The organism is Vibrio sp. TAP-3B, assembly GCF_057784735.1.
Map to the genome: position 1 here is coordinate 1,938,554 of NZ_CM173495.1, position 24,388 is coordinate 1,962,941.

The following is a 24,388-nucleotide window of genomic DNA, read 5'->3' on the forward strand; positions in this document are numbered from 1 at the left end:
TAATGATAGTCATGAGAGTGATATAAAAAAGCCGAAACCTGAGTTTCGGCTCTCTCGATATCCAAGTTATCTGCGGTGCAGTTTAACTTGCCTCGCTCACTCGCTCAATATTTGCGCCAAGTGCAGCCAGTTTATTTTCAATCTTATCGTAACCACGATCAATGTGATAAATGCGGTCAACGATGGTCTCACCTTGCGCGATACAGCCCGCAATCACCAAACTTGCCGAAGCTCGTAGGTCGGTTGCCATCACCTGTGCGCCACTAAGCGAGTCAACATCACCACAGATAACCGTGTTACCTTCGATCTCCGCTTTCGCCCCCATTCGCATCAATTCGGGTACGTGCATGAAACGATTCTCAAAGATAGTTTCTGTGATAACACCCCCACCTTTGGCCATCATGTTCAGTAGTGTGAATTGTGCTTGCATATCCGTAGGAAAGCCTGGGTGCGGCGCAGTGCGTACGCTCACCGCTTTCAGCTCTCGGTCGGTCATATCAACAGAGATCCAATCTTTGCCCGTTTCAACCAATGCGCCTGCTTCTTCAAGCTTCGCTAATACCGCCTCGAGTAAGTGCCCGTTAGTATTACGGCATAACACTTTACCACCAGAGACGGCGGCTGCGACGAGGAATGTACCAGTTTCGATGCGATCCGCTACAACGCTGTGCTTACCACCACCAAGGCGTTCAACCCCCTCGATCGTAATCGTATCCGTGCCTGCTCCCGAAATCTTTGCACCTAACTTATTTAAAAAGTCAGCAGTGTCTACAATTTCAGGCTCACGCGCCGCGTTGTCTAGTGTTGTGGTGCCTTCTGCTAATGCTGCTGCACACATGATGGTAATGGTCGCGCCTACGCTCACTTTATCCATCACTATGTGCGCACCTTTCAGGCGACCATCGACTTCGGCTTTTACGTAACCATCTTCTAGCGTAATGGTTGCACCTAGTTGTTCTAGACCAGAAATGTGCAAATCAACCGGACGAGCACCAATAGCACAACCGCCAGGTAAAGAGACTTGCCCTTGACCAAAGCGTGCCACTAGTGGGCCCAATGCCCAGATCGATGCTCGCATGGTTTTTACTAAATCATAAGGTGCACAGTATTCAGTTATGCTGCTTGGATCAACGTAAACGGAACCGTTGCGGCTGACTTTGGCGCCTAGACGCTTTAGCAGTTCCATCGTTGTGTCGATATCGCGAAGATGTGGCACGTTCGCCACTTCTACTGGCTCTTCAGCTAAAATAGACGCAAATAAAATCGGCAGTGCTGCGTTTTTTGCACCGGAAATGGTCACGTCACCCAAGAGTGGCTTGTCTGACCCAATAACTCGAAACTTTTCCATCAATAAACCTTAAAGTGACATCAGTTTCTTATCACGAGCCCACTCTTCTGGTGTGAACGCTTTTATCGATAATGCGTGAATGTCGTTACGCTGGATATATTCTACAAGAGGACCATAAATTAACTGCTGCTTCTTAACGCGGCTCATTCCATCGAAACAAGCATCAACAGCAACCACTTCATAATGGCTACCTTCACCTTTTACATGCACTTCTTGAAGGTTTAGTGCTTCTTCCAATAACTGTTGTACTTTTGCGCTATCCACAATTTACCCCTGATCATTCTGTATGTGTTTGGCCACTAAAGATTCAACGTTGCTAAGTTGAAACAAAGTGCGCAGTTGCGTCGGCACGAAACTGAGCATTATATGACAGTTTTGCTTTTTTGCATGCTCTAATAAGTGGATTAACATCACCATTCCTGCAGAGTCAACGCGCTTTATCTGCTCAAGCGAGCATTCCAGCTCAGTTTGAGACGGTTGCCATTGCTGTGCATACGCCCACAGTGAAGGCACTGTATCTCTATCTAGCGCCCCTGTCAGCTTAAGAATATTTTGGTTTAGATGCCACTGAGCGGGAGATTGATCCATTAATTTTTCGCCTCAAAGCGAATAGGCTCCGCCGCTAATTTTTTCAAATCTTTCGCTACGGCCAAAATACCGTCTTGACGAATTTTGCTATTCCACTCTGATTGTTTACTTGATAGCAGACTAATGCCTTCCGCAATCATGTCGAATGCTTCCCAATCACCGGATTTATTATCTTTCCGCAGTTTAAACTCAAGTTTGATATTTGGACGTGGCGCATCAATGATCTCAACCTTGATGCTCGTGATCCGCTTAGAGTCGCTGATTTGAGTCTCTGGCTCAAAGGTAATTTGTTGATCGCTGTATTGCGTCAATACTTGTGCGTATGACGCGATCAAGTAAACCCGAAATGCATCAATAAACTCTAACACATCTTCTCGCTTAGCCCCTTTTAAGTTAGGACCAAGCAGTTTTAATCCGGCGTAACGGTAGTTGACGTAAGGCATTAACTCTTCTTCAACAATGTCCTTGAGTAGTTCGGGGTTTTGTTTGATTTTTGGCTGTTCCGTTTTCAATCGTTCGAACGTCATCTCAGCCACTTGCTTCATCATTTGATACGGCTGAGTTTGGTCCACTTCCACTGCACTTGTACCCAATGTGGTCAAAGCAGCACAAACACAAAGTAGTAATCTTACTAACATAGTTATTCCTTACCTGACTCGTCTGAACCACCTACGCTGTAAAGCACCTGACCAATTAAATCTTCGAGTACTAACGCAGATTTGGTGTCTTCAATGGTATCGCCATCGACCAGCATGACTTCATCATCAAAGACGAAACCTGGCACTAAACCAATGTATTGTTCACCAATCAAGCCCGACGTCAAAATTTTTACACTAGACGTTTCTGGGAACTGATTGTAACGGCTGTTGATCGACAGGCTAACAACCGGCACCAAGTTATCAGGGTTAAGGCTGATATTACTGACTCGCCCAATGACAACTCCGCCCACTTTCACTGGTGAACGCACTTTTAAACTACCTATATTATCGAACTCGGCTTTGAGTGTGTAAGTATCGCCAGAGCCAAGGCTTTTAACGTCAGCAACTTGAAAAATCATCACAAGAATCGCGCAAATTCCTGCTAATACAAAGCTGCCAACCCATAATTCAGTTTTACGTGTTTGTTGCATGATTAATTCCCAAACATCAATGCGGTCAGTACAAAGTCTAATCCCAGTACTGCTAAAGAAGAATGCACAACTGTGCGCGTAGTGGCTCGGCTAATACCTTCCGAGGTCGGAATAGCATCATAACCGTTAAATAGAGCGACCCAAGTAACCGTAATCGCAAACGCAAAGCATTTGATCATACTGTTACCAATATCTTGCCCTAGCTCAACAGAGGACTGCATCGCTGACCAAAAGCTACCGTGGTCAACGCCTTTCCAGTCCACACCAACCAGCTGAGCGCCCCAAATGCCGACCGCCATGAAAATCATGGCAAGCAGTGGCATCGAGATCACTCCGGCCCAAAAGCGTGGTGCGATCACTCTTTTCAAAGGATCCACCGCCATCATTTCAAGACTGGAAAGCTGCTCTGTCGCTTTCATCAATCCTATTTCCGCAGTCAATGCGGATCCCGCTCGACCTGCGAAAAGAAGCGCAGTCACGACTGGCCCAAGTTCACGCAATAAAGAGAGCGCCACCATTTGACCAAGACTCCCTTCAGCGCCATAGTCCACCAATACAACGTAACCTTGCAAGCTCAAAACCATACCGATAAATAAGCCCGATACGACGATGATAGCCAAAGATTGCACACCAACAGAATATAGCTGCTTAATGAGTAGCGGAAAGCTTTTGACAGGTTGAGGCTTAGTGAATAGCGCGCCCACCAACATTAACGTTGCACGACCAAAAGCTTCACTGATGGACAATGTGCGCCGTCCTACTGAGGCGACAAATTGAATCACGTTATCGACCATCAAATAAATCCTCTTCGATACTTTGGGCAGGAAAACGAAATGGCACAGGACCATCTGCGTCGCCTTGTAAAAACTGCTGCACGCGAGGATCTGGGTTCTGGTTAAGCTCTTGCGGTGTACCAAAGGCGATGATTTTGCCATCCGCCATCAGGTAAACCCAGTCAGCAATGCTCATGACTTCAGTCACATCATGAGAAACCACAATAGAAGTTAAGTCGAGCGCCTGATTCAAATTACTGATGAGCTCGACCAGTACCCCCATGGTTATAGGGTCTTGCCCAGCAAATGGTTCATCGTACATGATCAGATCCGGATCGAGTGCAATCGCTCGCGCTAGAGCTGCGCGCCGCGCCATCCCCCCCGATAACTCACTAGGCATCAGTTGAGCGGCACCACGCAAACCCACCGCTTCGAGTTTTAATAGCACCATGCTCCGAATCACATCTTCCGGAAGGTTGGTATGCTCCCTTAAAGGGAATGCGACGTTATCAAACACATTCAAATCCGTGAACAGCGCCCCAGATTGGAACAACATGCTCATTTTCTTACGTGCATGATAAAGTTTTTTACGAGAGAGTGAGGGGATATTATCGCCATCGAACCAAATCTCGCCTTGGTCAGGATACAACTGACCACCAATCAACCTCAATAATGTGGTTTTACCAATCCCCGATGGTCCCATGATCGCCGTCACTTTGCCTTCAGGGACATGCAGTTCAATACCATCAAAGATCTTGCGCTCTCCCCGTGAAAAAGTGAGGTTGTTCACGGTGACTAAATCGTTGTTCGACATATCATCTCTTTTACTGTCGTGTCGGAGCGTTAGAACTCACAGAGTCGCCAAGCCAACGCACACCAAATGTGTTTATTAACTTCACGTTGAATAAAGTAACTTCGATACACTTATCAGGCTGCAATCATAAGCACATTGGCTTTGAATTTAAAGCACCGTTCAATTAAATAAAGCGAACCTGATTCAAGCAATTCTTCGTTAATTATGATCCAATCAACATAAAGTGTTTAAATTCTAGACTGGTATCGTCGATTTAAATCAGCGATATTTACCTACATTTTCGTTACTAAGCTTTAATTTATTTGTTGTTTACCTTTCATTTTCGGCTGCAAAAGGTCAAAATTAGCGGTTATTCGTTTCACTTATTTAATACTTAGGAATTCTCATGCTCGAAGCCGTAGCGTTGCTTATTGTCGGTCTTGTTTTACTCGTTTGGAGTGCAGATAAACTTGTTTTTGGTTCTGCAGCGATAGCCCGCAACGTCGGTATTTCACCTCTTGTTATCGGCATGACAATCCTTGCCATGGGTTCTTCTGCACCTGAAATGATGGTGTCTGCCACCGCCGCTTGGGACGGGAAAACCGATACCGCGGTTGGTAACGTACTCGGCTCTAACATTGCGAACATCGCCTTAATCTTAGGCATCACTGCACTGATAAAGCCTTTGTCGATCAACTCGGCAGTGATTCGCCGAGAATTACCTTTGATGATAGCTGTCACTTTGCTTGCTGGCGCTCTACTTTGGAATAGTCACCTCGGCTTTTATGAAGGTGTCTTATTGTTTGTTCTTTTTGGGGCCTTTTTATTTGCTATGTTGCAGATCAGTCGTAAAGAACAAAAGGCTGGCGATGCCTTTCTAGATAATCAAGCGTCTGAAATTCCTCAAGGCGTGAGTAACCCAAAAGCCATCATGTGGGTGGTTATTGGATTGATACTGCTTCCTTTGGCAGCCAACATTTTGGTTGATAACGCGGTCATCATTGCTAAATTCTTTGGCATGAGCGATCTCGTTATCGGGTTGACCATTATTGCTATCGGTACCAGCCTCCCAGAACTGGCCGCTTCCCTCGCTGGCGTCCTAAAAGGCGAAGACGATATGGCGGTAGGTAACATTATCGGCTCGAACGTTTTCAATATTCTGGCAGTAATGGGCATTCCTGGCGTCATCAACCCTTCAGTACTAAGTGAGTACGCGATGGGGCGTGACTTCTGGGTCATGTTAGGTGTGTCATTATTACTTGTGGCAATGTGTTTAGGTAAATCACGTTGCATTAACCGTATTGAAGGGGCCATCTTGTTTGTGTGCTTCTTGGGTTACCAAGTGTACTTATTCGCCAACATGGCCGCTTAATAATCACAATAAATTAGTAGAGAACTGATATGTCCACTCAATTTGATTTTCGCGCTGCTGCGAAACAAGTTCTTGATATCGAAGTCGCCGCTCTGCAAAAGCTGGACTCTTACTTTGATGAACAATTTGAGAAAGCTTGCGCACAGATCCTTTCCAACCACGGCAAAGTTGTCGTCATGGGTATGGGCAAATCAGGCCATATTGGCAATAAGATTGCTGCAACCCTTGCGAGTACCGGGACCTCTGCGTTTTTCGTTCACCCCGGTGAAGCAGCACACGGCGACTTGGGCATGATCAGCGCTGGTGACATCGTGCTGGCGATTTCTAACTCAGGTGAATCGAATGAGATTTTGTCTCTATTCCCCGTGTTGAAACGTCTCAACATCAAAATAATCAGCATGACCGGTAAACCAGAGTCCAATATGGCGAAGCTATCGGATTTTCATTTACAAATTACCGTCCCTCAAGAAGCCTGCCCGTTAGGCTTGGCTCCAACCAGCAGCACCACCGCAACGTTGGTGATGGGAGACGCACTGGCCGTCGCGTTACTTCAAGCTCGTGGTTTCTCAGCAGAAGACTTTGCACTTTCCCATCCGGGAGGTGCACTGGGGAGAAAATTACTACTTAAGCTGTCTGATATTATGCACTTTGGTAGCGCACTGCCTAAAGTCTCTCCAGACGCGCTGATCCGCGATGCTCTGCTAGAAATTTCAGAAAAAGGCTTGGGTATGACGGCTATTGTCGATGAACACGGTGCTATGCTTGGTATATTCACTGATGGCGATTTACGTCGAACATTGGATAAACGCATCGATATCCATACCACCGCGATTGGTGAAGTCATGACGAAAAACCCAACCACCGCCAACCCAGACATGCTCGCGGTTGAAGGTTTAAACTTAATGCAAAACAAAAACATCAACGCGCTAATTTTATGTAAGAACGATAAAATTGTCGGTGCACTGAATATGCACGATTTACTAAAAGCTGGCGTGATGTAATATCAGCATAATGATTTAAAATTTATTACACAAATAAAGGCAATAGTCAGGGAAGTACTGAGCTAAACAATAGGCCTTCATTATATGAGTTTTACTCGCCTTATATATTTGCTCTTGACCTTTGTCGTTGCATGGTGTGGTTATTATCTGCTCACACCAAAAAGCAACGATACAATTCAAGTAGCCCCAGATTCTGAGCTGCCCATGTTCAGTGGCACTGGACTGGAAAATATCACCTACGGTGAAGATGGTGTTCGTAGCTACATCATCCGTTCCACTAACTTAGATCATTATGCTAAGAGTGGAGACACAATTTTTAACAACCCGACCTTAATGATTTACCGTGAAGGTAGCGTTATTGAGTGGAAGGTGACAGCCGCAAGCGCTGTGTTAGATGAAGACCAGATTTTAACGTTATATGACCAGGTCTTAATGCAAAACCTGTTGCCTGGTGCGAGCTTTGATACTATGACGACAGACAAGCTGATCATTAATCTAACCAATCGTGATTTTAAAGCCAATCAACAGGTCATGTTGGTTGGGCCACAATTTGAAACTACTGGAGGCGCAATGCAAGGAAACTTGAAACAGCATACTGCGACTCTGACAAATGAAGTTCAAGGTCGATATGAAACCGTTACACCTTAGCCTACTGGCACTGGTACTGGCAGCGCCTCAAGCGCTGGCCCTTAAGTCGGATACTCAACAGCCGGTTTACATCAACTCTGACACCCAGCAGGTGGACATGAAGAGTAACCAGGTTATTTTTAAAGGCGATGTCTCCCTTAAGCAAGGTAGCATCAATATCAATGCAGACAGGATCGTGGTTACCCGCGATCCTAAAACCGAAGCAATTAAACAGATTCAAGCCTTTGGTCAACCCGCCAAGTTCTCACAACTGATGGACGACGGTAAAACATTAAGTGGTCAGGCTGTGGAACTGGATTACCGCCTTGCTAAAGACGAACTGACCATGAAAGGTCAAGCGCAACTGGCACAAGACAACAACACCATCAAAGGCTCTTCGATTCGTTACCAAATTGGTAAACAAAAGCTAGTCGCAGATAGCTCTAAAGAAGAACGCGTGACAACCATTTTGCAACCCAATCAGATAGAGAAATAACATGGCGGTACTGAGTGCAAAAAACTTGGCGAAAAGCTACAAAAAACGCAAGGTAGTCACGGATGTGAGCTTAGAAGTTGAGTCAGGCCAAATTGTAGGGCTATTGGGTCCAAACGGTGCAGGTAAAACCACCTCGTTTTATATGATTGTAGGGTTAGTGCCGCGAGATGAAGGCACCATCACCATTGATGATAAAGACATCAGTATTCTGCCAATGCACAGTCGCTCACGCCTCGGAATTGGCTACCTTCCACAAGAAGCATCGATTTTCCGTAAGCTCTCTGTAGAAGATAACATCATGGCGGTTCTCGAAACTCGTCAAGAAATCACGCGCGAAGAACGCCAAGACAAACTGGAAGATTTGTTGGAAGAATTCCACATCCAGCACATCAGAACCAGTGCTGGTATGGCACTATCGGGTGGTGAACGACGTAGGGTTGAAATCGCTCGCGCCTTAGCAGCAAACCCACAATTCATTTTATTGGATGAACCTTTCGCAGGTGTTGACCCTATTTCGGTCAACGACATCAAAAAGATCATAGAACACCTACGTGATCGGGGCCTTGGCGTGTTAATCACTGACCATAACGTACGTGAAACACTGGACGTATGTGAAAAAGCCTATATCGTGAGTCAGGGGAACCTCATTGCATCGGGAACTCCAGAAGACGTTCTCAATAATGAACAGGTGAAACAAGTTTATCTCGGTGAACAATTCCGTCTATGATTATATTAGGAACAGTAAGATTCTGAGCATTACAAGGTAAGTAACACTGAATGAAACCTTCATTACAACTCAAGCTAGGTCAACAATTAGCCATGACGCCACAGTTGCAACAAGCAATTCGCTTGCTGCAACTGTCGACACTCGATCTTCAACAAGAAATCCAAGAAGCATTAGATTCAAACCCACTATTGGAAGTTGAAGAAGGCCAAGACGAGCCTCTAGCTAACGGTGAAGATAAATCAGCCGCCGAAGCGTCTGATAACAACAGTGCCAACGAGCCAACAGAAATCGACGTCCCTGATAGCTCGGACGTGATTGAAAAATCAGAAATAAGCTCAGAACTTGAAATCGACACCACCTGGGATGACGTATATAGCGCCAACAGTGGCAGTACTGGTATAGCGCTGGATGACGACATGCCGGTCTATCAAGGCGAAACCACAGAATCACTACAAGATTACCTGATGTGGCAGTTAGGCTTAACGCCGTTCAGTGAAACTGACCGTACTATCGCTCTTGCTATTATTGATGCCATCGACGACTACGGTTACTTAACGCTTACCCCTGAAGATATCCACGAGAGCTTCGACAGCGAAGACATCGAACTAGACGAAGTAGAAGCGGTTCGTAAACGAATTCAGCAATTCGACCCGCTTGGCGTTGCCTCACGCAACTTACAAGAATGTTTACTGCTACAACTTGCCACGTTCCCTGAGGATACGCCTTGGCTTTCGGAAGCTAAAATGATTCTTGCTGATCACATCGATCACCTTGGCAATCGTGACTACAAGTTGGTGATTAAAGAGACCAAGCTAAAAGAAGGCGATTTACGTGAGGTCCTCAAACTGATCCAGCAACTGGATCCACGTCCGGGCAGCCGTATTACTCCAGATGATACTGAATATGTCGTCCCAGACGTTTCGGTATTCAAAGATCAGGGAAAATGGATCGTTTCCATCAATCCTGATAGCATCCCAAAACTAAAAGTAAACCAACAATATGCTCAGTTAGGTAAAGGCAACAGTGCCGACAGCCAGTATATTCGTAGCAATTTGCAAGAGGCAAAATGGCTAATTAAGAGCTTAGAGAGTCGAAACGAGACACTACTCAAAGTTGCAAGGTGCATTGTTGAACATCAACAAGATTTCTTCGAGTATGGTGAAGAAGCCATGAAGCCTATGGTACTAAACGATGTCGCCTTGGCGGTGGATATGCATGAATCGACGATTTCTCGTGTAACAACACAAAAATTCATGCACACACCTCGTGGTATTTTTGAATTGAAGTACTTCTTCTCTAGCCATGTGAGTACTGACAACGGCGGAGAATGTTCGTCAACAGCAATTCGCGCACTCATTAAGAAACTGGTCGCGACAGAGAACACAGCAAAACCATTGAGTGACAGCAAGATTGCTGCTCTTCTGGCTGACCAAGGGATTCAGGTAGCAAGACGTACGATAGCAAAATATCGCGAATCCTTGGGTATTGCCCCTTCAAGTCAGCGTAAACGCCTGTTATAAGGCACCAACTGAAAAGGAAAGTCTATGCAAATCAATATTCAAGGCCATCACGTCGATCTTACCGATTCAATGCAAGACTATGTTCAATCTAAGTTTCAGAAGCTCGAAAGGTTCTTCGAGCATATCAATCAAGTACATGTTGTGCTAAAAGTTGAAAAAACCACCCAAATCGCGGAAGCGACGCTCCACATCAATCAAGGCGAAATCCATGCGTCAGCCGATGACGAAAATATGTATGCGGCGATTGATTCGCTGGTAGATAAATTGGTTCGTCAACTTAATAAGCACAAAGAAAAAATGAACAGTCATTAATCATGCAATTGAGCGAAATACTGTCATTGGACTGCACCAAAAGTGCCGTCCAATGTACGAGTAAAAAACGCGCCCTTGAAATGATCAGCCGCATCGTGGCTGATCAGACGGGCCAAGATTCTACCAAACTATTCGAGTCCATGCTCAACCGAGAGAAGATGGGCAGCACTGGTATTGGGAACGGTATTGCTATCCCGCACGCTAGAATGCAATCGAGCGATAGGGCGATTGCTGTCCTGCTGCAATGTGATGAAGCGATTGAATTTGATGCGATTGATAATCGACCTGTCGACCTGCTTTTTGCGCTCCTAGTACCAGAAGAACAGTGCAAAGAACACCTCAAGACTCTATCCTCTATGGCAGAACGTCTGAGCGATAAGCAAGTATTGAAGCTACTGCGCAATGCTCAGAGTGATGAAGAACTCTACGACATCATGACTCACCAATAAGCAGGACTATCACTATGCGCTTAATCGTTGTTAGCGGGCACTCCGGTGCCGGAAAGAGTATTGCATTGCGGGTACTGGAAGATTTAGGTTACTACTGTGTCGACAACCTACCAGTAAACTTACTTGATGCCTTTGTTCACTCTATTGCTGATAGCAAACAAAATGTTGCGGTGAGCATTGATATCCGTAACATTCCGAAAAAGCTAAAAGAACTCACGGGAACACTGGAAAAGCTCAAAACAGAGCTGGATATGACGGTGCTTTTCTTAGATGCGAATAAGGAAACACTACTCAAACGTTATAGTGAAACACGCCGAATCCACCCCTTATCGTTAGGCGGTCAATCCCTTTCTCTTGACCAAGCCATTGAACTTGAAAAAGAAATTTTAACGCCGCTTAAAGCTCATGCTGACCTGGTACTTAATAGTAGTGGGCAATCTTTGCATGAGCTAAGTGAAACCATACGTATGCGCGTTGAGGGACGTGATCGCAAAGGACTCGTGATGGTCTTTGAGTCTTTCGGCTTTAAATATGGGCTTCCTTCCGATGCCGACTACGTGTTTGATGTGCGATTCTTACCGAATCCGCACTGGGAGCCAGCTTTGCGTCCGCTCACTGGCTTAGAAGCCCCAATAGGCGCCTTCTTAGAGCAGCACCAGTCAGTATTAGAACTTAAGTATCAAATAGAGAATTTTATTGAAAATTGGCTTCCACTGCTCGAGAAGAACAATCGCAGTTATCTTACCGTTGCAATAGGCTGTACTGGCGGGAAGCATCGCTCGGTATACCTAACCCAGCAAATCGGTGAGTACTTCGCCAATAAAGGACACCAAGTGCAAATTCGCCATACCTCGTTAGAAAAGATCCCCAAGGAGTAATGGTGGAGTTAAGGCGCAAAGTATTAATCCAAAATCGTCTCGGTTTGCATGCACGTGCAGCCGTTAAACTGGTAGAGCTCGCTCAAAGCTTTGAAGCGATTATTACCATTGATAACGAAGAAGATAAAACAGCGACAGCGGACAGCGTAATGGGGTTACTGATGCTCGAATCTGCTCAAGGTCAATACGTAACAATTCATGCAGCTGGCGGTCAAGCCGAAGAGGCCCTTGAAGCCGTTTGTGACCTAATAGAAGATAGGTTTGATGAGGGCGAGTAATGCACTCGTTTTTTATTCTCTCAGCCCAAACAATCGCAAGATGCAAGATTTACCACCGCTCGTGGCTACGCCTACGAGCTAAATCACTCTCGCACTGCCATAATTTTAATCAAGTTTGGGGATAAATCGCCTTCCAACCTCTTTGCCCAGTAAATAAATTTGCCAAGTATTATAAGTTGTTATTAAAAGGCGCCTAGAATTAAGTTATTATTCAGCGCATTATACACATCAGGAATTAGGAGGAACGAATGGCAGAGCAAATTGAATTCGACCAAGCTCACCAAGCCCTCCAAGAAGTCACAGAAGCGCTTGAAAATGGCCGCTTCGTCCATGTCCGACGTCAGTTACAAGACATGGAGCCTGAGGATATTGCTCATCTTTTAGAAGCATCCCCGCGTAAAAGCCGTGAAGTTCTTTGGCAACTCACCGACCCAGAAGACTACGGTGAAATCCTTGACGAGCTAAATGAAGACGTCAAAGATAGCCTAGTATCCAAAATGGCTCCAGCAGCGCTCGCTGAAGCCACGGAAGGAATGGATACCGACGACGTAGCTTACGTCTTACGTAGCTTGCCAAACAAGTTATCCCGCGAAGTGCTATCACAAATGGACTCAGCAGAGCGCCTGCGTGTCGAAACCGCTCTATCATACTCAGAAGACACCGCTGGTGGACTGATGAACACCGACGTTATCACGATTCGTGGGGACGTGGATGTAGATGTGGTTTTACGCTATCTGCGCATGAAAGGCGAACTGCCAGAAGCAACAGATGCGCTATACGTTATTGATGAAGAGAACAAACTAATTGGTGAACTACCAATTACTCTGCTGATCACCACCCAGCCTGATGTCAAAATTATCAACATCATGGAAGATACTGACGAAGCGATCACTGTCGACACCAGTGCTTCAGATGTCGCGAGCCTGTTCGAGCGTCGTAACTGGGTGTCTGCTCCGGTTGTCGATGAAAACCTTCATCTGGTTGGCCGTATCACCATTGATGACGTGGTGGATGTCATCCGTGAAGATGCCGAACACTCGATGATGAGTATGGCCGGTATGGATGACGATGAAGATACCTTCGCACCTGTCGTAAAATCCGCACGCAAACGTAGTATCTGGCTTGGTGCTAATGTACTTGCGGCGCTTGCTGCCGCTTCTGTTTCCAACATGTTTGAAGCCACGCTAGACCAGATGGCGGCCATTGCCGTATTGATGACCATCGTTCCCTCCATGGGCGGCGTTGCAGGTAACCAGACCGTTGCTCTGGTCATTCGTGGACTAGCACTTGGTCATATCGGTGACTCGAACAAACGAGAACTGTTGATGAAAGAAGCCTCGATCGGTTTACTCAACGGTATCATGTGGGCGCTGATTATTGGCGGTATTGTTGTCGCTTGGAAAGGTAACTGGATGCTAGGCGGAATCATTTCCGCCGCGATGCTGACTAACTTATTGGTCGCAGGGGTTGCCGGAGTAACGATTCCAATTCTCTTAAAGAAAATGAACATCGACCCAGCTTTAGCTGGTGGTATGGCGTTAACGACCGTAACGGATGTAATTGGTTTATCTGTATTCTTGGGGCTCGCCACAATACTGATTACCTAACAGTCAAAACTAAAAAGCCTGATGAACACATCAGGCTTTTTTTGTTTCTGAGAGCGGTGAGTACTATTCACCCGCCACTTTCATCGTATCAAGTAAGATAGAACCGGTTTGAATAGGCGAGCGCGTTTCTACATCACTACCTACGGCCACAATCTTAGTAAACATCTCTTTCAAGTTACCTGCGATGGTAATTTCCGAGACAGGGAATTGAATTATACCATTCTCGACCCAAAAACCAGCCGCACCGCGAGAGTAATCTCCCGTCACGACATTCACACCTTGTCCCATTACTTCCGTAACCAGCAAGCCTGTACCTAGCTCTTTCAGCATTTGTTCGAAATTCTGCCCAGTCGACTTCACGTACCAGTTATGGATACCACCCGCGTGACCCGTTGGTGCCATTTTCATCTTACGCGCCGCATAACTGGTTAATAGATAAGTCGCAAGCACACCATCCGTAATGATCTCACGATCTTGGGTATATACGCCTTCACTATCGAATGGGCTGGAAGCCAAACCACGTAATACATGTGGACGCTCCGAGATATTGAACCATTCAGGAAGCACTTGCTTACCAAGGTGATCAAGTAAGAAAGAGGATTTACGGTATAAGTTTCCACCGCTGATCGCCATAACCAAATGACCAATCAAACCTGTCGCTACATCGGCCGCAAACATAATTGGGTACTGACCTGTTTTTAGTCGCTGTGCGTCCAAACGATTGATGGTGTTTTCTGCCGCTTTACGGCCTACCATTTCTGGAGCCCAAAGATCATCCCGGTGACGCGCAACGCTATAGCTGTAGTCACGCTCCATTTCACCGTTTTTCCCCACACCAATCACACAACAACTGGTACTATGGCGACTAGACGCATAACTCGCCAGTAATCCATGGCTATTACCATACACTTTGACGCCATAGTGGCTGTCATAACTTGCGCCATCACTTTGCTTAATCGCACCGTCATAACTTAACGCTTCTTTTTCCGCGGCAATGGCCACTTTTGCTGCGTAGTCAGGATCTGGCGTGTCGGGATGGAACAGGTCTAGATCGGGAACCTCTGTCACCATGTATTCTTTTGCCGCTGGTCCTGCAAAGGGATCTTCGGAGGTGTAATGCGCAATATCCAGTGCCGCAATAACGGTTTGTTCGATTGCGGCTTCACTCAAATCGGACGTGGAAGCACTGCCTTTACGTTGACCACGGAAAACGGTAATGCCAAGCGCACCATCGCTGTTGAACTCGACATTTTCTACCTCGCCCATGCGGGTAGAGACACTTAACCCAGTGCTCTTAGTAATTGCGACTTCGGCGGCGTCAGATTTCGCCGATGCGAGCTCTAATGCTCTTGCGACGGCTTGCTCTAGCTCGGTACGTTGCTCAGCAACCTGCTGTTTAATATCCATTGTCTTTCACATCTTGTCTTTGATGCACAATAGAATAACAAGAATTTCGCTTTCTCCCCAAGATTCTTGTTAAAATAGTCATAATATTAATCAAAACACAGGCAACTGAAATGGCACGTAAGAATCAAAAAGCGCCATGGGAACCAGAAGAAGAGATCATCTGGGTAAGTAAATCCGAGATGAAGCGAGACATGGAAGAGCTACAGAAACTTGGCGAAGAGCTTGTCGGCCTCAAACCCGCTGTTCTAGAAAAGTTTCCAATGAGCGAAGACTTGCGAGAAGCAATTGCTGATGCACAGCGCTTTAAAAACGAAGCGCGTCGTCGTCAACTGCAACGTATCGGTAAGTTAATGCGCTATGAAGACCCAGAGCCAATCCAAGCGGCGCTGGATAAAATTCGTAACAAGCACTCTCAATTAACGGCGGTCTTCCACAAGCTTGAAGCACTGCGTGATCGCGTAGTTGAAGAAGGCGATAAAGCGATTGATGATGTAGTGGACCTCTACCCTGCGGCAGATCGCCAACGTCTACGTCAACTTGCTCGCCAAGCGACGAAAGAGAAAAAGGCAGGCAAACCAGCAAAAGCCTACCGTGAAATCTTCCAGCTCCTTAAAGAGCTGAACGAAGAAGAAAATTAAGTCACGGTGACTTAACGCAAAAAGCAGACGATTACGTCTGCTTTTTTAATATCTGTCCGCCCTCAAGCTAAGCGATTGAGACTTTCCCCGCGCTCAAACGCATTGATATTCTCAATTAAAATGTCCGCTAAGCGCTGAATCGAAGAGTCACTTCCCCAGGCCACATGCGGCGTTAACAGCAAGTTGGGTAACTGCTGCATATTGGCGATAAGAGGATTGCTTTCATCGGCCGGCTCTTGAGTAAACACATCAAAGCCAGCACCAGAGATCTCACCCGCTTTAAGGGCATTCACCAAAGCAAGCTCATCAACGAGCCCTCCTCGCCCAGTATTAATCAGGATTGCGCTCGACTTCATGTGCTTTAATTCCGCTTCGGCAATGAGGTGGTGTGTATATTCGTTCAACGGACAATGTAGAGTAAACGCATCGGCCTGATGGAGTACCATTTCAAATGGTATATACCCCTCTCGGCATTCACTGGCCCCTTTACGCTCTGCAAAGAGAACCTTCATACCCAGCGCTTTCGCCAGTTGCGCGGTTGCTTGTCCTAATGCACCACTGCCTATCACCCCTAATGTGCTGCCCGCAATATCACCAATAGGATGGGTAAAGAAACAAAACTGTTTGTTGCGCTGCCACTCTCCCTCTGCAATGTCTTGATGGTAGCCAAATAAATTTCGGCGCAAAGCAAACAGCATTGCAATCACATGTTCTGGCACCGAGCGAGTAGCATAGCCACGCACGTTAGCAACGGCAATATCATGCTTTGCACAGTAATCCACATCGACGTTATTAAAGCCCGTCGCAGCAATGGCAATCATGCGCAACTTGGGCAGTTGTTCCAGCACATGTTGGTCAAGCAAGACTTTATTACTGATGACGATATCGGCATCCGTCAATCGTTCTATCACCTGTTCCGGAGCCGTCAAGTTGTACTCACACCAATGATGCTCAAAACTCGGTCGAGGTACCTTAATGTGCTCTGGGATGGTTGCTCGGTCTAAAAAGACCACGTTTGGAAAAGACATAACACCTCCTTGTTCACTGCCCGAGAAAAATACGTTATGGACGTGGCAGGGTTTTATAATCAGGTAATGTACGCTCTGGCATAAAATAGTTAAAAACCGTCGTTTTCGCTTCAGGATAAAAGTCACAAGGCACAAAAATACTGTCCAATTGCGCAGTGATCGGATGATAAAAGCTTAATTCAGCAGCGTGCAGCTCTAAACGGTCCGAAAACTGGAAAGCGGTTTCATTGGCATAAAACTCATCACCAACAATGGCATGGCCAATCGCCATTAAATGCACACGTAACTGATGCGAACGACCAGTAATCGGCAGCAAGCGTACAATCGTAGTTTGGGTACCGTCGGTATGTACTTCACGTTTAACAACCTGAAACAGCGTCTTGGAAGGCTTACCATCATCAAAACAGACTTTTTGTCGCGGACGGTTTGGCCAGTCACCAATCAGTGGCAGGTCAACCTCTCCCTCTTGCGGCTCGAGATGCCCCCAAACGCGTGCGTAATACACTTTATGGGTGAGGCGATATTGAAACTGCTTTTTCAGGGCACTCTCTGCGGGTTTATTTTTCGCAAACAGCATCAAACCCGACGTCGACATATCCAAACGATGCACAACTTGAATGGCCGGATACAACGCCTTTAGGCGACTCCACATACTATCGTAATGCTCTGCAAGACGCCCAGGCACCGACAATAAGCCTGATGGTTTATTGACTGCCAGAATGTGTTCATCCTCAAAAACGATGTTAAGCCAAGGATCTGTTGGAGGGGTATATTCAAGCATCGCCATGGGAAAGATCTCTACAAAATAAAAACGCCGCGATTATATACCCAAATGACATCAAGAGGCAGGATTCCGAGCGCAGTCATTGGTTCGACGACAAACAAGAAAAGCCCAAACCACAGCAAATCAACCAAAGTCAATCACGAAATAAAAAAAACAAATCCACACATTGTAAAATAAGATTGACAACTCTACTCGTCACTGAATAGAGTGGTAGATGCATATCACACCTATGCCAGCAACAGACCGAAAAATAAATAACTCAACAAAAACATCATTTAAATGACATCACCGCTGTGCGGCACACGATGAGCTTCCCAGTTCACCAATAAAGCTGCGACATGATTCCAGCATAAGAAATACATCAAATAAAAAGGACAACAAGCAATGGACTCCGCTGTTATCGATAAACCCACATCCAAACTCTCCTTATTCTTTCGTTCGCTTGGGCCTGGTATCTTAATGGCGTCAGCGGCGGTCGGTGGATCTCACCTCGTCGCATCGACGAAAGCGGGGGCGATTTATGGCTGGCAGCTTGCCGCACTGATTCTTCTGGTCAACTTTTTTAAATACCCCTTCTTTCGAGCAGGCGTGCAATACACCATGGGAACAGGACTCACCTTGGTAGAGGGGTACGCGAAATTAGGTCGTCCTTATCTTTGGCTGTTTCTATTTTTAAGCATGGTGTCTGCGGTGATCAATACCTCTGCATTGTTGATGTTCAGCGCCAGCTTGCTGGGGTATTTCATACCGTTCTCGCTATCAATGGCGTCATTAAGCATCATCGTGATAGTCACGTGTCTGATTATCTTATTTGCGGGTCATTATAAGGCGCTCGATACGTTATCTAAAGTTATCATGTCTGTGTTAACCATCGCGACATTACTTGCCGTTGCAATCGCCTTTGGTAATCCCGTTGAGCAAGTAGCCAACTTCGAGCCACCGTCACCTTGGTCTATTGCTGCAATCGGCTTTATCGTCGTAACCATGGGCTGGATGCCGGCACCGATAGAGATCTCCTGTTTAACCTCGGCATGGCTAAAACGCCAATCAAGCCAGCAAGAAGTCACTTACCGCTCTGCTCTATTTGACTTTAATGTCGGTTATATTGGCACGGCTTTTCTTGCGATTATCTTTGTATCGTTAGGCTCTTTGATGCTTTATGGCTCTGGCGTTGCGCTTGAAAGCTCAGGCGTTGGCTTCTCCCATCAATTGGTTGGCTTGTATGCGTCGACGATTGGCGAATGGTCTCGTTACTTGATCGCAGTAATTGCATTCTTCTGTATTTTTGGCAGCACGATTACGGTGATTGACGGTTACTCTCGCGTCATTTCAGATTCTCAACGCCTGCTGCGATCGCAACCCGATACGGATCCGAAAGCGACATCAGCCATCATGCTCGTGGTCGCCTTACTTGCATTAGGTATTGTGATTTTCTGGGCTTCTGCATTATTGCCTATGCTGAACTTTGCGATGATATTGGCGTTTATGACCACGCCATTCTTTGCGCTATTGAACTACACCCTCGTGAGTAAAACGGATTTACCCGAGCCGTTAGCTGTCGGTCGTAAGTTGAAGTGGTTGTCGATTGTCGGCCTAATTTATCTGTTTGGCTTCTTGGCACTATTTATTTGGTGGAAATGGCTGATGTAAGCGGCTCCCCACAATTAAAAAATAAAAAGGCCTTCAAATTGAAGGCCTTTTTATTGGTTTAAATGTTGGTGTTTCTAGTTGTGGCTGACAACAATCAGACGCAGTGAATCCAGCTGAACTTGAGCTTGGTTAATGTAACCCGTGAGCTCTTTGATCTGCTCTTCAATCACTTCAATTTCTTCATCACGAATGTTGGGATTCACGGCTTTCAGCGCTTGCAAGCGTTCAAGATCCGCGTTCAAGCTTTGTTGCATATCTCGATGCGCTTGCTTGCGTACTTCTTCTACCTTCTGCTCAACAAACGCATCGCCCGCTTCAATTAAACGGTGGACGTCTTTTTGTACCGAGGTCACTAGCTTGTTACCTAAGTGACGGTTTACAGGGCTGAGCTGGCGGTTAAAGCTTTCAAATTCCACTTGAGCAGACAAATCATTACCACGCGAGTCCATCATCAAACGGATTGGCGTTTTCGGTAAGAAGCGCGCAATACCACTGCGCTTTGGTGCTTGCGCATCAACCGCATAAATCAGCTCAAGCAGAATCGTCCCCACTGGTAAGGCTTTGTTTTTCAGTAGCGATACCGCAGAAACGCCCACGCCTTCACTCATCAGAAGATCAATACCACCTTGGATCATCGGGTGTTCCCAACTGATAAAGTGCATGTCTTCACGTGACAACGCCGTTTCACGATCAAACGTAATTGTCGCCCCTTCGTATGGCAAACCTGGGTAGCTTGGTACCATCATGTGCTCAGATGGCGTCACAACCAGCGCGTTTTCACCTTTGTCGTCTTGGTTCAAACCAATGGTGTCGAACAGAGAAAGTGCGAAGGTAACCAGATTAGTGTCACCGTCGGTTGATTCAATTTTTTCCACGATTTTCTGCGCTTTTTCGCCGCCATTTGAATGCATTTCTAACAGACGATCGCGACCATGTTCCAATTGAGATTTCAGCTCTTTGTTCATTTTGGCTGACGCTTCAATGATCTCATCCAAAGTGCTGGTATCGCCAGAAGCAAGGATCTCAATTAAGTCGTCTGAGTACTTATCGTATACCGCTCGACCTGTTGGGCACGTTTCCGCAAATGCGTTCAGACCTTCATCAAACCAGCGAGCTAGGATCGCCTGAGACGTACCTTTCAAATACGGAATATGAATATCGATGTCGCGCCTCTGACCGATTCGATCCAAGCGACCAATACGCTGCTCAAGCAAGTCTGGATTGAACGGTAAATCGAACATCACCAATTGGTTGGCAAACTGGAAGTTACGGCCTTCAGAACCGATCTCACTACAAATCAAGACCTGTGCGCCGCCTTCTTCTTGCGCAAAGTAAGCGGCTGCTTTGTCACGTTCAAGAATCGACATACCTTCATGGAACACAGTGGCACGAATGCCTTCACGCTCACGCAGTGCTTGCTCCAGTTGTAGTGCGGTACTCGCACGAGAGGCAATCACCAGAATTTTCTCGCTGCGCTTCTCTTTGACTTTTTCAAGCAACCAGTTGACGCGCGAATCAAACTGCCACCAGCTGGCATCATCGCCTTCAAACTCTTGGAAAATCTCTTCTGGGTAGAGGTTCTTCATTGCACGCGCTTCAGAGCTCATTTTACCGCCTATCATCCCTGCTACGCGCATTGAGGTGGTGTATTGCGGTGGAATGTCCATTGGCATCAGGTACACGTTACGCGCAGGGAAGCCTTTGATAGCAGCACGTGTGTTACGGAATAAAACACGACCGGTACCGTGACGGTCCATCAAGTTATCAATTAATTCTTGGCGTGCAGACGCTTTGGCTTCTTCGTCGCTTTCACTTTCGATAATCCGAAATAGCGGTTCAACATCTTGCTCTGACAACAGCTCGGTAATTTTATTTTTTGCTTCATTCGGCAGTTTTTCGCCGGAAAATAAAGACGTGATCGCATCCGCAACTGGGGCGTATTGCGCTTCTTCTGCCACAAACGTTTCATAGTCGTAGAAACGGTCTGGATCTAACAGGCGTAAACGTGCGAAGTGACTTTCACGACCTAATTGCTCAGGGGTGGCAGTTAATAGTAAGACGCCCGGAGTGCGTTCAGCCAAACCTTCTACCACTTGGTATTCACGGCTTGGCTTGTCTTGGCTCCATTCAAGGTGATGCGCTTCATCGACCACCAATAGGTCCCACTCGCCCTCTAATGCCTGTTCAAAACGCTTGCGGCTTTTACGTAAAAAATCCAAAGAACACAATACGTACTGCTGAGTATCAAATGGGTTTTCTGCATCCGCGAATGCTTCGATACAACGCTCTTCGTCAAAGATAGAGAAATGCAGGTTGAAACGACGCATCATTTCAACCAACCACTGGTGTTGCAGTGTTTCTGGTACCACAATCAAAATACGTTCAGCGCGACCCGACAGCACTTGCTGGTGGATGATCATGCCCGCTTCGATGGTTTTACCCAAACCGACTTCATCCGCGAGCAATACGCGTGGCGCATGACGACGGCCAACTTCGTGCGCAATGTAAAGCTGGTGAGGAATTAAACCTGCACGCATGCCACATAGGCCGCGCATTGGGCTCTTATGCTGCTCAAACTGGTTGGTTAGCGCACGGTAACGCAGAACAAAGTTGTCCATACGGTCGATTTGACCGGCGTACAACTTATCTTGAGGTTTATTAAAACGAATTTGGTTGCTCAGAAAAATCTCACGCAGAACCACTGCGGTTTCTTGCGTGTCTTCACGAGTACCGAAATAGGTGTAAAGACCTTCATCTTCCAGTACTTCTTCGACTTTTAGAGACCAACCTTCTTGGCAGTCGATGACATCACCAACGTTAAAAGTGACTCGGGTAACAGGTGCATCGTTACGTGCGTAAACTCGGTTTTCCTCTGACGCTGCAAACATCAATGTCACAGTACGAGCATCCATTGCTACAACGGTACCTAAACCTAAATCGCTTTCCGTATCGCTAATCCAGCGCTGCCCCAAAGCAAATGTCATGAATTGACTACCTCGTTATTAGTTCTTGATTCGTGTTTCTTGTTGGTCTACTCATGCCCGTAGGCATGGATAATAGTTTAGATCTGATTCTGGCTTCTGCTATGCCGATAGCATTCGTCATTCCAGTATGAACTGAGTATTTTTAAGCCAGCTCAACATGATAAATCGGACGTAGCCTATACGCAGAAAAAGGTCGCTAATCTTACTTGAAGCTGTGATTTAGGTCACGCCGAAACCGCATCAAGCGGAAACTTTTTTTCCCAAACTATAAATGCAATCAAATTGTAAAATACTCATGCCAATGATTAAGTTGTAGAACGTAAATATTACGTATACTTCTAGTGAGGGGCGTTTAAAACCATTGCATATGATTTAAGCGCGTTAGTACACGATTAGGATCAACACGGGTTTGCAGTAAGTTGTCTTGCTACTCGGTTGCACACTAACCGACATCAGCCCGACAACCTCTATTGCAAGCAATCAGAGTTAGGCCGCTTCACACCTATTTGAGAACGACCTAACCACTCGCATGCAGAGCCGTATTACGGCAAGGAGACGCTATGGGCGATACCGATCGGAAACTGTTTGTACTTGATACCAACATTCTTCTTCATGAACCCTTTGCCATCTTCTCTTTCCAAGAACACGATGTCGTTATCCCCATGACCGTGTTGGAAGAACTCGACCGAATCAAAGACAGCAAACGCGATGTCGCAAGAGACGCGCGCGTGGCTATTCGCGCTTTGGAAGATTTGTTTAAAGAAGCAACGCCCGATGAAATTTCTGAAGGCATTCCTGTTTCTAAAGACAGCCCCGCCCAAGGCACTATTTCCATTTTGGCGGATTTTGAACTGCAGGAAACCGTCAAAGCCTTCGCCGACAAAGCCGGTGACAACCGCATCCTCAATGCGATGCTTTATCTGCAAAACAAACGAGCACCACGTGAAGTGGTACTGATCACGAAAGACATTAACATGCGTCTGCGCGCCAAAGGCGCTGGTGTGCGTTTTGTTGAAGACTACCGAACCGATCAACTGATTGACGATATTCAATACCTGACCAAAGGCTTTCAACTGCGTGAGGGGGACTTCTGGAGTGATATTGAGGAAGTGGAAAGTTATGCGCTGGGCGGAAAAACCTATCACAAGCTCAGCCGTGAACCTTTTGAACCCACTTTTATTAACCAATATGTGATTGATGAAGACAGCGACTTTGCTGGCCGCGTGGAAACCATCAATGAAGACAAATTAACCCTACTCGACCTGAGCCGCGAACGCATGATGCACCGTAAGGCTTGGGACATCACACCAAAAAACATCTACCAAGGAATGGCGTTGGATGCCTTACTTGACCCAGATATTGATTTGGTGATTCTAACGGGTGCGGCGGGCAGTGGTAAGACGTTGCTGGCCATGGCAGCCGCACTGGAGCAAACCATTGAAAAAAGCATGTTCGATAAAATTATCGTGACGCGTAACACGCCCGACATCGGGGAATCCATCGGCTTCTTACCCGGCTCAGAAGAGGAAAAAATGATGCCGTGGTTAGCCGCCGTAACCGATACCTTGGAAGCACTACATAAACACGATCACTGCACTGAAGGCTCATTGAAGTACATCTGCGATAAAGCCAATATTCAGTTTAAATCGATCAACTTTATGCGTGGCCGTTCGATTCAAAATGCGTTTGTGCTGCTTGATGAGTGTCAAAACCTCACCGCTTCACAAATCAAAACCATCATCACCCGCTGCGGCGAAGGAACGAAAATCGTCTGCTCAGGTAACTTGGCGCAGATTGACTCCCATTACCTCACCCCAGTGACATCAGGGTTGACCTACATGGTTGAACGCTTCAAGAACTTTGAAGGCAGCGCGAATATTCACCTTAACGGCGTGGTTCGTAGCCGCTTGGCAGAGTTTGCCGAAGAGAACCTGTAGTCGACATCGACTCACAAAAACAAAAGAGCGCTCCAACGAGCGCTCTTTTTATAACGATTCGA

25 protein-coding genes are annotated in these 24,388 nt (G+C 46.3%); 14 read left to right on the top strand and 11 right to left on the bottom strand.

Annotation, left to right across the window (positions count from 1 at the left end; all coding sequences use genetic code 11):
- Positions 1-82 precede the first annotated feature (82 nt).
- From murA to mlaF, 7 genes are read right to left on the bottom strand one after another with little or no spacing between them, the layout of a single operon-like run.
- Positions 83-1,348 carry a UDP-N-acetylglucosamine 1-carboxyvinyltransferase gene (gene murA, locus AC3D28_RS09165; RefSeq protein WP_488534588.1) on the bottom strand — a complete coding sequence of 422 codons (1,266 nt, stop codon included), beginning with the start codon at positions 1,346-1,348 and terminating at the stop codon, positions 83-85.
- Positions 1,349-1,357: 9 nt separating this feature from the next.
- The gene (ibaG, locus tag AC3D28_RS09170; RefSeq protein WP_098414728.1) at positions 1,358-1,612 is read right to left on the bottom strand and encodes a BolA family iron metabolism protein IbaG; all 255 of its coding nucleotides are present in this window, start codon (positions 1,610-1,612) and stop codon (positions 1,358-1,360) included.
- A 3-nt stretch (positions 1,613-1,615) separates the two neighbouring features.
- Positions 1,616-1,936 (bottom strand): STAS domain-containing protein, encoded by a 321-nt coding sequence (locus AC3D28_RS09175; RefSeq protein ID WP_098414727.1) that lies wholly within the window; start codon positions 1,934-1,936, stop codon positions 1,616-1,618.
- Positions 1,936-2,574 carry a phospholipid-binding protein MlaC gene (gene mlaC / locus AC3D28_RS09180; protein ID WP_098414726.1) on the bottom strand — a complete coding sequence of 213 codons (639 nt, stop codon included), beginning with the start codon at positions 2,572-2,574 and terminating at the stop codon, positions 1,936-1,938. The genes AC3D28_RS09175 and mlaC overlap by 1 nt, the downstream gene beginning before the upstream one ends.
- A 2-nt stretch (positions 2,575-2,576) precedes the next feature.
- Positions 2,577-3,065, bottom strand: coding sequence for an outer membrane lipid asymmetry maintenance protein MlaD (gene mlaD, locus AC3D28_RS09185; protein WP_488534589.1), 489 nt, complete (start codon positions 3,063-3,065; stop codon positions 2,577-2,579).
- Positions 3,066-3,067: 2 nt separating this feature from the next.
- Positions 3,068-3,859 carry a lipid asymmetry maintenance ABC transporter permease subunit MlaE gene (gene mlaE / locus AC3D28_RS09190; protein WP_098414724.1) on the bottom strand — a complete coding sequence of 264 codons (792 nt, stop codon included), beginning with the start codon at positions 3,857-3,859 and terminating at the stop codon, positions 3,068-3,070.
- Positions 3,849-4,652, bottom strand: a complete 804-nt coding sequence (gene mlaF / locus AC3D28_RS09195; RefSeq protein WP_098414723.1) for a phospholipid ABC transporter ATP-binding protein MlaF — start codon at positions 4,650-4,652, stop codon at positions 3,849-3,851. The genes mlaE and mlaF overlap by 11 nt, the downstream gene beginning before the upstream one ends.
- 385 nt (positions 4,653-5,037) lie before the next feature.
- Here mlaF and AC3D28_RS09200 point away from each other — a divergent pair, with 385 nt between their 5' ends.
- From AC3D28_RS09200 to mgtE, 11 genes are all read left to right on the top strand, one after another.
- The gene (locus AC3D28_RS09200; protein ID WP_098414722.1) at positions 5,038-6,003 is read left to right on the top strand and encodes a calcium/sodium antiporter; all 966 of its coding nucleotides are present in this window, start codon (positions 5,038-5,040) and stop codon (positions 6,001-6,003) included.
- 29 nt (positions 6,004-6,032) lie between these two features.
- Positions 6,033-7,004, top strand: coding sequence for an arabinose-5-phosphate isomerase KdsD (gene kdsD, locus AC3D28_RS09205; protein WP_488534590.1), 972 nt, complete (start codon positions 6,033-6,035; stop codon positions 7,002-7,004).
- A gap of 84 nt (positions 7,005-7,088) precedes the next feature.
- Positions 7,089-7,652: an LPS export ABC transporter periplasmic protein LptC gene (gene lptC, locus AC3D28_RS09210; protein ID WP_098414720.1), complete on the top strand. Its 564-nt coding sequence runs from the start codon at positions 7,089-7,091 to the stop codon at positions 7,650-7,652.
- Positions 7,633-8,127 carry a lipopolysaccharide transport periplasmic protein LptA gene (gene lptA / locus AC3D28_RS09215; RefSeq protein WP_488534591.1) on the top strand — a complete coding sequence of 165 codons (495 nt, stop codon included), beginning with the start codon at positions 7,633-7,635 and terminating at the stop codon, positions 8,125-8,127. The genes lptC and lptA overlap by 20 nt, the downstream gene beginning before the upstream one ends.
- Before the next feature lies 1 nt (position 8,128).
- The gene (gene lptB / locus AC3D28_RS09220; RefSeq protein ID WP_098414719.1) at positions 8,129-8,854 is read left to right on the top strand and encodes an LPS export ABC transporter ATP-binding protein; all 726 of its coding nucleotides are present in this window, start codon (positions 8,129-8,131) and stop codon (positions 8,852-8,854) included.
- Positions 8,855-8,904: 50 nt separating this feature from the next.
- Positions 8,905-10,374 (top strand): RNA polymerase factor sigma-54, encoded by a 1,470-nt coding sequence (locus AC3D28_RS09225; protein WP_098414718.1) that lies wholly within the window; start codon positions 8,905-8,907, stop codon positions 10,372-10,374.
- Between the two features lie 24 nt (positions 10,375-10,398).
- On the top strand, positions 10,399-10,686 hold the full coding sequence (gene hpf / locus AC3D28_RS09230) for a ribosome hibernation promoting factor (RefSeq protein ID WP_098414717.1): 288 nt from the start codon (positions 10,399-10,401) through the stop codon (positions 10,684-10,686).
- 2 nt (positions 10,687-10,688) lie between these two features.
- A complete protein-coding gene (gene ptsN, locus AC3D28_RS09235; protein ID WP_488534592.1) occupies positions 10,689-11,135 on the top strand; it encodes a PTS IIA-like nitrogen regulatory protein PtsN in 447 nt (148 codons plus the stop codon).
- A 14-nt stretch (positions 11,136-11,149) separates the two neighbouring features.
- A complete protein-coding gene (gene rapZ / locus AC3D28_RS09240; RefSeq protein ID WP_488534593.1) occupies positions 11,150-12,013 on the top strand; it encodes an RNase adapter RapZ in 864 nt (287 codons plus the stop codon).
- A 2-nt stretch (positions 12,014-12,015) separates the two neighbouring features.
- Entirely contained in the window at positions 12,016-12,291 is a 276-nt protein-coding gene (locus AC3D28_RS09245) for an HPr family phosphocarrier protein (protein WP_488536078.1), read from the top strand.
- Positions 12,292-12,539: 248 nt separating this feature from the next.
- A complete protein-coding gene (gene mgtE, locus AC3D28_RS09250) occupies positions 12,540-13,898 on the top strand; it encodes a magnesium transporter (RefSeq protein ID WP_488534594.1) in 1,359 nt (452 codons plus the stop codon).
- Between the two features lie 63 nt (positions 13,899-13,961).
- On the opposite strand, the gene pmbA is transcribed toward mgtE, so the two are convergent.
- The gene (gene pmbA / locus AC3D28_RS09255) at positions 13,962-15,305 is read right to left on the bottom strand and encodes a metalloprotease PmbA (RefSeq protein ID WP_098414713.1); all 1,344 of its coding nucleotides are present in this window, start codon (positions 15,303-15,305) and stop codon (positions 13,962-13,964) included.
- Between the two features lie 110 nt (positions 15,306-15,415).
- Between pmbA and yjgA the strand changes: the two genes are divergently transcribed.
- The gene (gene yjgA / locus AC3D28_RS09260; RefSeq protein ID WP_098414712.1) at positions 15,416-15,943 is read left to right on the top strand and encodes a ribosome biogenesis factor YjgA; all 528 of its coding nucleotides are present in this window, start codon (positions 15,416-15,418) and stop codon (positions 15,941-15,943) included.
- Positions 15,944-16,005: 62 nt separating this feature from the next.
- Here yjgA and AC3D28_RS09265 read toward each other — a convergent pair whose 3' ends face one another.
- Positions 16,006-16,971 carry a D-2-hydroxyacid dehydrogenase gene (locus AC3D28_RS09265; protein ID WP_488534595.1) on the bottom strand — a complete coding sequence of 322 codons (966 nt, stop codon included), beginning with the start codon at positions 16,969-16,971 and terminating at the stop codon, positions 16,006-16,008.
- Positions 16,972-17,005: 34 nt separating this feature from the next.
- Positions 17,006-17,758: a pseudouridine synthase gene (locus tag AC3D28_RS09270; RefSeq protein WP_488534596.1), complete on the bottom strand. Its 753-nt coding sequence runs from the start codon at positions 17,756-17,758 to the stop codon at positions 17,006-17,008.
- Between the two features lie 381 nt (positions 17,759-18,139).
- Here AC3D28_RS09270 and AC3D28_RS09275 point away from each other — a divergent pair, with 381 nt between their 5' ends.
- Entirely contained in the window at positions 18,140-19,405 is a 1,266-nt protein-coding gene (locus tag AC3D28_RS09275) for an NRAMP family divalent metal transporter (RefSeq protein ID WP_488534597.1), read from the top strand.
- A gap of 74 nt (positions 19,406-19,479) precedes the next feature.
- Here AC3D28_RS09275 and rapA read toward each other — a convergent pair whose 3' ends face one another.
- The gene (rapA, locus tag AC3D28_RS09280) at positions 19,480-22,389 is read right to left on the bottom strand and encodes an RNA polymerase-associated protein RapA (protein WP_488534598.1); all 2,910 of its coding nucleotides are present in this window, start codon (positions 22,387-22,389) and stop codon (positions 19,480-19,482) included.
- Positions 22,390-22,949: 560 nt separating this feature from the next.
- Between rapA and AC3D28_RS09285 the strand changes: the two genes are divergently transcribed.
- Entirely contained in the window at positions 22,950-24,326 is a 1,377-nt protein-coding gene (locus tag AC3D28_RS09285; RefSeq protein WP_488534599.1) for a PhoH family protein, read from the top strand.
- The last annotated feature ends 62 nt before the right edge of the window (positions 24,327-24,388 follow it).

Bases quoted from the DNA above. Each gene is read 5' to 3' on its own strand.
- murA (WP_488534588.1), bottom strand. From the start codon at position 1,348: ATGGAAAAGTTTCGAGTTATTGGGTCAGACAAGCCACTCTTGGGTGAC.
- AC3D28_RS09175 (WP_098414727.1), bottom strand. From the start codon at position 1,936: ATGGATCAATCTCCCGCTCAGTGGCATCTAAACCAAAATATTCTTAAG.
- mlaC (WP_098414726.1), bottom strand. From the start codon at position 2,574: ATGTTAGTAAGATTACTACTTTGTGTTTGTGCTGCTTTGACCACATTG.
- mlaD (WP_488534589.1), bottom strand. From the start codon at position 3,065: ATGCAACAAACACGTAAAACTGAATTATGGGTTGGCAGCTTTGTATTA.
- mlaE (WP_098414724.1), bottom strand. From the start codon at position 3,859: ATGGTCGATAACGTGATTCAATTTGTCGCCTCAGTAGGACGGCGCACA.
- mlaF (WP_098414723.1), bottom strand. From the start codon at position 4,652: ATGTCGAACAACGATTTAGTCACCGTGAACAACCTCACTTTTTCACGG.
- AC3D28_RS09200 (WP_098414722.1), top strand. From the start codon at position 5,038: ATGCTCGAAGCCGTAGCGTTGCTTATTGTCGGTCTTGTTTTACTCGTT.
- kdsD (WP_488534590.1), top strand. From the start codon at position 6,033: ATGTCCACTCAATTTGATTTTCGCGCTGCTGCGAAACAAGTTCTTGAT.
- lptC (WP_098414720.1), top strand. From the start codon at position 7,089: ATGAGTTTTACTCGCCTTATATATTTGCTCTTGACCTTTGTCGTTGCA.
- lptA (WP_488534591.1), top strand. From the start codon at position 7,633: ATGAAACCGTTACACCTTAGCCTACTGGCACTGGTACTGGCAGCGCCT.
- lptB (WP_098414719.1), top strand. From the start codon at position 8,129: ATGGCGGTACTGAGTGCAAAAAACTTGGCGAAAAGCTACAAAAAACGC.
- AC3D28_RS09225 (WP_098414718.1), top strand. From the start codon at position 8,905: ATGAAACCTTCATTACAACTCAAGCTAGGTCAACAATTAGCCATGACG.
- hpf (WP_098414717.1), top strand. From the start codon at position 10,399: ATGCAAATCAATATTCAAGGCCATCACGTCGATCTTACCGATTCAATG.
- ptsN (WP_488534592.1), top strand. From the start codon at position 10,689: ATGCAATTGAGCGAAATACTGTCATTGGACTGCACCAAAAGTGCCGTC.
- rapZ (WP_488534593.1), top strand. From the start codon at position 11,150: ATGCGCTTAATCGTTGTTAGCGGGCACTCCGGTGCCGGAAAGAGTATT.
- mgtE (WP_488534594.1), top strand. From the start codon at position 12,540: ATGGCAGAGCAAATTGAATTCGACCAAGCTCACCAAGCCCTCCAAGAA.
- pmbA (WP_098414713.1), bottom strand. From the start codon at position 15,305: ATGGATATTAAACAGCAGGTTGCTGAGCAACGTACCGAGCTAGAGCAA.
- yjgA (WP_098414712.1), top strand. From the start codon at position 15,416: ATGGCACGTAAGAATCAAAAAGCGCCATGGGAACCAGAAGAAGAGATC.
- AC3D28_RS09265 (WP_488534595.1), bottom strand. From the start codon at position 16,971: ATGTCTTTTCCAAACGTGGTCTTTTTAGACCGAGCAACCATCCCAGAG.
- AC3D28_RS09270 (WP_488534596.1), bottom strand. From the start codon at position 17,758: ATGGCGATGCTTGAATATACCCCTCCAACAGATCCTTGGCTTAACATC.
- AC3D28_RS09275 (WP_488534597.1), top strand. From the start codon at position 18,140: ATGGACTCCGCTGTTATCGATAAACCCACATCCAAACTCTCCTTATTC.
- rapA (WP_488534598.1), bottom strand. From the start codon at position 22,389: ATGACATTTGCTTTGGGGCAGCGCTGGATTAGCGATACGGAAAGCGAT.
- AC3D28_RS09285 (WP_488534599.1), top strand. From the start codon at position 22,950: ATGGGCGATACCGATCGGAAACTGTTTGTACTTGATACCAACATTCTT.